Raw genomic sequence first — 9,111 nt, forward strand, 5'->3', positions numbered from 1 at the left:
TCACAAATGAACGGCCAAAGCGCTTAGCATCTTGACGTTAACATTGTTCTCAATCTGTCAGGGTCGCTTTTTTACTGCATCATGCAGCTTCAATGAGTGATACAACCGTGTTCACCCATATCACTGCCTCAAATCACCACATCTCCGTCAATATTTTTATTCAGTTCAATAACGTGACTAGCATTGTCCTGCATAGCCTTGTCTAGTTCCTTAGGTAAACCACTTACATGATGCCCTACTTGAATGTCCGCAGACAGTAGATCAAGGAATGCCCCAATGACAGGATCTTCGTGTTCAACTTCTACACGAGTCACAACTACCTCACCATTACGCAATTCAAAGGCCAGCTTACTACCTGTATCAATGCCTAATGCCTGGCGGATAGACCTAGGTATTGTTATCTGACCTTTGGAATTCAATGTTGCAAGTTCATAGATAGATGCCACCGCAAATCTCCAATTCTATGGAAATAAATAAAGATACAGCAGAAATACAGCTATAATATTAACCTGAAGATAGTCACCTTAAAAATATAAATGCTAAACCGGAATACAAATGGGACGACTGATTAAACACCTTACCAATATATTGGGCATAAAACCTTCCCACCGTTATCCCTATCCCGCTCACGATATTACACTGGCAGGTGATAGACATTTGCATCTGGTAGGTAGTATTCATATGGGTACGAAAAATATGTTCCCACTTTCGGAAATATTGATAGAACAACTTAATCTATCCGATACATTAATCGTGGAAGCAGATATTATTCAAGCAGACTCCCCATTTCATGATGAATTTCAATCATATCACCGTATCGAACAACGTTTATCTTCTGAAATGTATCAGAATTTTCAAGACTGCTGCAATGAAATCCAACAGCAGGAAGAATTCCTCAATTTATTACCCTCATGGCAAATCGCTTTAATTTTACAAGCTGGACAAGCACAAAACCTTGGATTGCATCCCCACTACGGTATCGATTATCAGCTACTGAATGCAGCCAAAGCTCAAGGGAAAACGATTATTGAACTAGAAGGTACTGAATCACAAATTAATTTACTTAATCAAATTCCCAATAACGGCCTGCCACTACTGGAAGATACATTAACCCATTGGCACGCAAATGCCCGCGCTTTACAAACAATGATCAGTTGGTGGATGGACTATCAACCTGAACAACAAGAACATGTTTTACCAACAACTTTCAGTAAAGAGATATACCAACTATTGATGACTGAACGTAATAAACGATGGAATAAGCGTTTACGGGAATTACCTACCGGTCGATATCTTGTCGCTGTTGGTGCTTTGCATCTGTACGGTGAAGGGAATTTACCTCAGATGTTGGCAGAAGAACAGGATTAAAAAAAGGCCAATATTACTATTGACCCAGTCAAAGAAGTATTAACCAATCAAAGAGGAATAACCTGTCATTTTCGTTATTCTTAGTTCGGGATATTACCTGTTTGTATACAAGCAACAGAACCATAGTTAGATTATCAATTCCATCATTCCATTTCATCCGTTATCCTTAATTACAAAATTATCCTATGTAATGAAATCATGACACCTGCGATCATTTTGTTAGAGAAACAGAAAGTCATCTTTACTCTTCATACCTATGAACACGACACAAATGAGCATAACTTTGGTGATGAAGCAGTGAGGAAATTAAGACTCAATGCCAAGCAAGTATTCAAAACTTTGCTGGTTGCACTTAATGGTGAAGCTAAAAATTTGGTGGTAGCCGTCACCCCCGTTTCAAGTGAACTGGATTTAAAAAAGGTCGCCAAAGTTTTTAAAGTCAAAAAAGCAGAGATGGCTGATCCCCAAATCGCCCAAAAAGTAACAGGGTATCTCGTCGGCGGGATCAGTCCGTTAGGACAGAAAAAACACTTACCAACGGTTATTGATAACCAGGCGCAACAGTTCCCAACGATATTTGTCTCTGGTGGTAAACGAGGGTTAGATATTGAATTGGCGTCGTCTGATCTCTGTCGGTTGATGAGAGGCAATTTCGCTGATATTGCAAAAACTTAAATTATTACTCAAAAAGGGCTGCCAAAATTGCAGCCCTTTCGATTTATCATTCTGTCAGGGATTATTGATAAGTAATTTCACCCTTTGGCTCATAATCAGTCGCTTTCAGTGGTGAATGCTTCTCGATATAGTCTTTCAAAACTTCTGCATCAACAAAACCGGTGTTGACATAGGCTGGATAATTATCAACACGTGGATAGCCATCACCACCGATAGCATTAAAGTCAAGCATTGCCATGCGGTAGGTTTTATTTGGCTCTAGTGGCTTTCCACCGATTTTTACCTCTTTAACACCTTTTCCATCAGCAATCAGGCTAACATTCACAAACTGTGCATAAGCACCAGAGTCAACTTTCATATTAGCAATCGCCGCCAAATATTGTTCAACTTCGCTGCCTTTCATATCAACGTAAACCAATGTGTTGGCAAATGGGTGTACTTTCAATACATCTTTATAAGTGATATCACCTGATTCAATCGAATCACGAATACCACCACCACTCATAATCGCAAAATCAGCACCCGCGCGTTCCATCATGGCAGAAAGAACAACATGAGCCATATTAGTCTGAATAAAACGAACTCTGTTGCGATCACCTTCCAATTTACCCTCAACAGAACCCACTTTTACGCCAAGCTGTTTATCACCTTTATTCTGATACGGCGTCAACAGTTGCATCATTTCCGGATTTTGGGCAATTTCGTGAGTATAGTAAACACGCTCAGTCGAACCGTCTTCCTTCTGCACTCTCTTTTTGAGGTTAATAGGGATCAACTGATAGTGAGTCAACTTTAATTCACCATTACGGAACTGGAAGTCAGCACGACCAACATATTTACCCCATTCATGAGCCTGAACAATCCAAGTGCCATTCTGACGATCCGGCGAACATGGGGTTCCTGGCACATAATCGATCTGCTTATAATTTTTATTTTCCGCAAACATACAGACCGGATCTTGTGAGTGACCACCGACAATCATATCAAGGTAGCCCGCAGGCAAACTACGAGCCATTTCAACATCACCCGGTGCATTAGAACCATGATTACCATTGTCATAGTGCCCCATATGGGTTGCGGCAATAATCACATCTGGCTTTTCATCTCTCTTTAGTTCTTCAACAACCATTTTGGCTTCTGTAGCAGGAACACGAAATTGAACATCAGGAAAATTAGCCGGGTTACCGATTTTCGCCGTATCATCAGTCGTCAGGCCAATAACTGCAATTTTCACACCCTGTTTATCGAAAATGGTATAAGGCTTGAACAAACGTTTACCGGTGCTTGTCTGGTAAATATTGGCAGCCAGAAATGGAAAAGTTGCCCATTTTTCCTGTTGACGCAGTATTGACAGAGGATTATCAAACTCATGGTTACCTAACGCCATTGCATCATAGCCCACCAAGTTCATGCCTTTAAAATCAGGTTCAGCATTTTGCAGATCAGACTCTGGTACACCGGTATTAATATCTCCGCCGGAAAGCAGCAACACACTACCCCCTTTTTTTACGACCTCCTGACGGATTTCATCAACTACCGTTTTTTGAGCGGCTAAACCATACTCACCATAATCGTTATGCCAAAAATGACCATGATGGTCATTAGTGTGCAAAATGGTAATGTCATAGGTTTTATCCTTCTCCCATGCATTTGCGATTGCTGGAAGTAGTGCTATAGATACAACCAAAGCACAAGCTGAGGTCTTGAACGAGAGTTTCATGGTATATCTCCATGCTTTTTTAGTGAATTGCCATGCAAAAACAGCTTTAAAAGCTAACAAGGCGGGATAAATTGATCATTTCTTGAGACAGGTTATGTTATGCAGTTATTAGAACATGTTTTGTTTCGTCTTTGCGAGAGTACTATAAAACTATATCCAAGATAGTAAAAAATCAACTCTCTGCCTAATATGTATTAAAATTCAACAAATAACCAATATACTGACTATTGATTAAGACAGGTTGGCAGCTAATATGAGCGAACAAAGCAATACCACCATAGTTCCATCTCACCCAAGAAAAACCAGAAATACCGTTTTTACTATTCTTGGTGCAATCAGTATCTCACACTTATTGAACGATATGATCCAATCGCTGATTCTGGCGATTTATCCTTTACTACAATTAGAATTCAACCTAAGTTTTGTGCAAATCGGCATGATCACACTGACCTATCAGATTACTGCCTCTTTATTACAACCACTGATAGGTCTCTATACTGATAAACATCCACAACCCTATTCATTACCCATTGGGATGAGTTTCACCTTATCCGGTCTATTACTGCTGGCCTATGCCAACAATTTCCCGTTAATTCTATTAGCATCTGCATTAATCGGAACAGGTTCTTCGGTATTCCACCCGGAATCATCGCGCGTTGCACGTATGGCATCCGGTGGTCGCCACGGCTTAGCCCAATCTCTTTTTCAAGTCGGCGGTAATTTTGGCAGCTCCCTTGGGCCCTTGCTAGCTGCTCTATTTATTGCTCCCTATGGCAGAGGCAACGTTGGCTGGTTCTCTTTGGCAGCATTACTGGGTATCATCGTGCTGCTACAGATCAGTAAATGGTATAACGCTCAGAATTACATCAAGAAAAATCAAGCTAAAACTGACGTTGCCGCCAAAGTTTTATCAAGAAAAACCGTGATAGGCTCCTTGGCTATTTTGCTAATCTTAATATTTTCCAAATATTTTTATCTCACCAGTATCAGTAGCTATTATACTTTTTACTTAATACACAAATTTGGCATTTCCGTACAAAGCGCCCAGTTTCACCTGTTTATTTTTTTATTCGCAGTTGCAGCAGGAACCATTATTGGTGGACCGCTTGGTGATAAGATCGGCAGAAAGTATGTTATCTGGATATCTATCCTTGGAGTTGCACCTTTTACATTAGTTCTGCCTTACGCTTCTCTGTATTGGACAAGTATTCTATCAGTGATTATTGGTGTGATTCTGGCATCTGCGTTCTCTGCAATCCTGGTATACGCTCAGGAACTTATTCCAGGTAAAACAGGGATGGTATCCGGCCTGTTTTTCGGGCTAGCTTTTGGTATGGGAGGTATTGGCGCAGCGGTACTTGGTGATATTGCGGACAGAACAAGTATTGAACTGGTTTATCAGATTTGTGCTTTTCTACCGTTACTTGGCATATTTACCGCTTTATTACCTAATATAGAAGATAATAACTAGAAAAATCACCATACAACCCCACATAAAATTTACTTTTTATGTGGGAATAGTGCTTATTTACCTCATAAATATTCAAATAGAACAACACAAATACCTGTTACGGGTAATTTAATCCTTTCAACCCATATTTTTTGATGTTTTATTCATTTTTTTAGCGAATTTACCTCGAATTATCTATAAAATACAGTTACACCTACCTCTTCACTATGCTATTTACTAGCCTCAGCAAGAAGGAGTCTTAATGGAGCACTCGACACCACTTATCACCACTATCGTTGGCGGGTTCTTTATCGCTTATCTGCTTGGTATGCTGGCACAACGCCTGAAAATCTCACCGCTGGTTGGTTATCTTACTGCGGGAGTACTCGCTGGTCCTTTCACTCCTGGTTTTGTCGCTGATGCATCACTGGCCCCCGAATTGGCAGAAATTGGTGTCATCTTATTGATGTTTGGTGTCGGACTGCATTTTTCACTCAAAGATCTGCTAGCAGTAAAATCCATTGCTATCCCCGGTGCTATTGCACAAATACTGGTCGCGACATTACTCGGAGTAGGGCTATCAGCAATACTGGGTTGGGAATTATTCAGCGGTATCGTCTTTGGCCTCTGTCTATCAACCGCCAGTACTGTTGTTCTGTTACGAGCGCTAGAAGAGCGCCAACTGATCGATAGCCAGCGAGGTCAAATAGCTATTGGCTGGCTGATTGTCGAAGATCTGGCGATGGTGCTGACTCTGGTATTACTGCCCGCGGCTGCTGGTATTCTTGGTAATAAAGATGCCAATATCGGGCAGTTAATTATGGAACTCTCCATGACAGTCGGCAAAGTTATCGCTTTTATCTTGCTGATGATTGTTGTTGGCCGCCGTCTAATCCCGTGGGTACTGGCAAAAACTGCGAGTACCGGCTCCAGGGAACTATTTACCCTTGCTGTGTTGGTTATCGCCTTGGGTATCGCCTACGGTGCCGTTGCTCTGTTTGATGCCTCATTCGCACTAGGGGCGTTCTTCGCCGGTATGGTATTAAACGAATCAGAACTAAGCCACCGTGCCGCCCAGGATACGCTGCCACTCAGAGATGCTTTCGCCGTATTATTCTTCGTTTCTGTTGGCATGCTGTTCGACCCAATGGTCCTCATTCAACAACCCCTATCGATACTGGCAACGCTGGCAATCATTATTATTGGTAAGTCCGCCGCTGCAATGTTACTCGTAAAGATGTTCGGCCACTCACGCCGGACCGCATTGACGATTTCAGTCAGTCTGGCGCAAATCGGTGAATTTGCCTTTATTCTGGCTGGTCTTGGAGTTGCACTCGGCCTGCTTGATGGAAATGCCCGTAACCTTGTTCTGGCGGGCGCGATTGTTTCTATTATGCTAAACCCAGTTCTATTTAGCCTGTTGGATCGCTATCTGGAAAAAACAGAAACGATTGAAGAGCAGTTATTGGAAGAAACGTTGGAAGAAGAGACGCAAATTCCTGTCGATATCTGCGGTCACACTATCGTTGTCGGCTACGGGCGTATCGGCAGCTTGCTATGCCAACGCTTGCAGGAAAAAGGGATCCCTCTGGTTGTTATTGAAAACACCAGAGCCAAATTTGAGGAACTCGGTGAACAAGGTATCAGTGCGGTCATGGGCAACGCTGCCAGCAAAGATATTATGTCACTGGCACGCTTGGATTGCGCCTGCTCCCTCCTACTGACTATTCCTAATGGCTATGAAGCGGGTGAGATTGTCGCCTGTGCAAGAGAAGTACGCCCAGATATTAATATCATTGTCCGAGCTGACTATGACGATGAAGTTACCTATATCACGGAGCGTGGGGCTAGCCACGTCATTATTGGTGAGCATGAAATTGCCAAAACAATGGCAAGTGTATTAGCCAACAGTGAGCAAGGCTATCCGACTGAACCTCCCCCTGCCTCGTCCTTTTCGCCATTACTTTGAGGAAAAGCGACTGTTGATGGAATAATTCCCTATTCATTACCGAGTAGGGTGTTCCCTTCTATTCAATAATGAACCATACGAGCCGTTCTTATCACTTTAACTACCAATGATAAGGGCAGCTCAGAGGGAACAAAACTTTCAGCTAAAGTAGCTATTCAATTCTATACAACAAAAATCAATCGGATTATCAATTAATCCTTAGCCCATTCAAAACAAGATTCAGCAACTCATTGAGGTAAATGTTTTTCATTAATAGGGAAGGTAAATACCATGCATTAAATTTTTAGCGTTACTTAACATGATCATGGTATTTACCCAATTAAAATAAAGACACTCTACACAATTTCAGCCACCTTCAATCACCATTAGCCTCATGAAAAAGCCAATTAATAGGAAGATCGCAATATCAAACATTTCATTACGTTAAAGATATAAAACACCTTTCATTGACGTGTAAAACATTGAGACTGAGAAAACACATAACACTAAAGAAGCAAGACGATAAAACAAATCAGGTTTTAAACTCCCTTTTGCTAACTTTTCTATACATAGTATTTTCCCAACCCCAACCCAAATCAGGGAAACGGGTAATAACGCACAAACAAAAACTGTCATGCATGGAATGTATTCTGACCACAAAGTAAATGCAGTAAGAGGAAATACATATGTAGCAAACACAAAAGCCTTAGGATTCAACAGTGTGGTAAATAATACCGTGACAAAATGGACTTTCGCCCTGTTTTTGTCTAATGAGAAATGCCAAACTTTCAAGGCTAGATAAGCAATGTATGTCGAAGCGCAAACCTTTAAGGCGACCAGTGACCACACAAAAGTGTGCGAGGCTGTGGATAAAAATAATCCCCACAAACTAATTGCTGTTATATAACCAAATGCCTCAGCCAATATCAGCCTGAGTGTACTAATAAAACCATGTGAATATCCAGATGATACCAAAAGAGTATTTGTTGGTCCTGGCATAATTAGGACCATACTCACCATACTGGCAATTCTTATATAATCGTAGTAACTATTCATAGTATCCTCAATGGCTGTTATGCATAATAATTAATCATTTGAAATATAATAGGAAATTTTTAGTAAACAATTTCATCATGCCCCTCCTTCTCTTTAAATTAACAATAATAAGTTACGGTCATTAAATACCATTACTTTCACTTAATAGCTATTAGGTTCGTCTTTTCTCTAAATGTTAGTAATCTCAATATACCCGTTATCTTTCAAGCTGCCTCTTTGTTGGCTGCACTCACTCACCCCGGTCACATAGTTATCTATGCTCCCGGAGATTCGCTCCCTTGCCGTCGCGATGCAACTCGAAATCTATTAGGTACAACTCCAATTCAGTAATAAAAGATACAAAAAATCTTTCCTAATATAGGCAACAAAATAAAATAATTACAGAAAACAAAAAGTATTTCGCTAAATGATCCTTCTTAGTTATCAATCATCGCCAAAGTTTCGCTATCTAAATTAGCATCAGAAAACACTAATCCATATATCAATACTATAAAAAAATATGAAATTCCATATCAACCTGGGGAATATTCCTAAAATATAGCAGCTCCAATCCATGTATAACTAATATCATTTCTATATATGGGCAATATCATTTCAATATATAAAGAATATCATTTCAACATATTACTAATGAAGGAATGTTTTCTAGCCAATCATCTTGATTATAATTAGTAGAATCAACAATTGAAAACTCAGTTCCAAGATTTTTAAAAATTGTGATTTTAGTTCAAAATCATCCTTTATCTAATCCCTCCTAAAATAAATAGAAAAATTAGAGAAATAATTAAATCAGAATGATTAGTGTTGGTAATACTAACGACATCTATACCCGTTATCTTTCAATGTTGCCTCTTTGTTGGCTGCACTCACTTACCCCAGTCACATCGTTATCTA

The 9,111-nt window shown here is 40.3% G+C and carries 7 protein-coding genes; 4 read left to right on the top strand and 3 right to left on the bottom strand.

The window, feature by feature from the left end; genetic code table 11:
- Positions 1–128: 128 nt before the first annotated feature.
- Positions 129–446 carry a type II toxin-antitoxin system PrlF family antitoxin gene (locus KZ793_RS03895; RefSeq protein ID WP_225813689.1) on the bottom strand — a complete coding sequence of 106 codons (318 nt, stop codon included), beginning with the start codon at positions 444–446 and terminating at the stop codon, positions 129–131.
- 109 nt (positions 447–555) lie between these two features.
- On the opposite strand from KZ793_RS03895, the gene KZ793_RS03900 reads away from it, so the two are divergent.
- Both KZ793_RS03900 and ybaK read left to right on the top strand, forming a co-directional pair.
- Positions 556–1,368 (top strand): TraB/GumN family protein, encoded by an 813-nt coding sequence (locus tag KZ793_RS03900; protein ID WP_225813690.1) that lies wholly within the window; start codon positions 556–558, stop codon positions 1,366–1,368.
- 198 nt (positions 1,369–1,566) lie between these two features.
- On the top strand, positions 1,567–2,043 hold the full coding sequence (gene ybaK / locus KZ793_RS03905; protein WP_225813691.1) for a Cys-tRNA(Pro)/Cys-tRNA(Cys) deacylase YbaK: 477 nt from the start codon (positions 1,567–1,569) through the stop codon (positions 2,041–2,043).
- 61 nt (positions 2,044–2,104) lie between these two features.
- Here the strand turns inward: ybaK and ushA are convergent, their stop codons facing one another.
- Positions 2,105–3,763, bottom strand: coding sequence for a bifunctional UDP-sugar hydrolase/5'-nucleotidase UshA (gene ushA, locus KZ793_RS03910; RefSeq protein ID WP_225813692.1), 1,659 nt, complete (start codon positions 3,761–3,763; stop codon positions 2,105–2,107).
- Positions 3,764–4,016: 253 nt separating this feature from the next.
- Here ushA and KZ793_RS03915 point away from each other — a divergent pair, with 253 nt between their 5' ends.
- Together KZ793_RS03915 and ybaL are read left to right on the top strand one after the other, a co-directional pair.
- Positions 4,017–5,234 (top strand): MFS transporter, encoded by a 1,218-nt coding sequence (locus KZ793_RS03915; protein ID WP_225813694.1) that lies wholly within the window; start codon positions 4,017–4,019, stop codon positions 5,232–5,234.
- Positions 5,235–5,475: 241 nt separating this feature from the next.
- The gene (gene ybaL, locus KZ793_RS03920; protein ID WP_225813696.1) at positions 5,476–7,182 is read left to right on the top strand and encodes a YbaL family putative K(+) efflux transporter; all 1,707 of its coding nucleotides are present in this window, start codon (positions 5,476–5,478) and stop codon (positions 7,180–7,182) included.
- A gap of 423 nt (positions 7,183–7,605) precedes the next feature.
- On the opposite strand, the gene KZ793_RS03925 is transcribed toward ybaL, so the two are convergent.
- Positions 7,606–8,217 (bottom strand): LysE family translocator, encoded by a 612-nt coding sequence (locus KZ793_RS03925; protein WP_225813697.1) that lies wholly within the window; start codon positions 8,215–8,217, stop codon positions 7,606–7,608.
- Between the last annotated feature and the right edge of the window lie 894 nt (positions 8,218–9,111).

The sequence above is a fragment of the Photorhabdus antumapuensis genome (assembly GCF_020387775.1).
GTDB lineage: Bacteria > Pseudomonadota > Gammaproteobacteria > Enterobacterales > Enterobacteriaceae > Photorhabdus > Photorhabdus antumapuensis.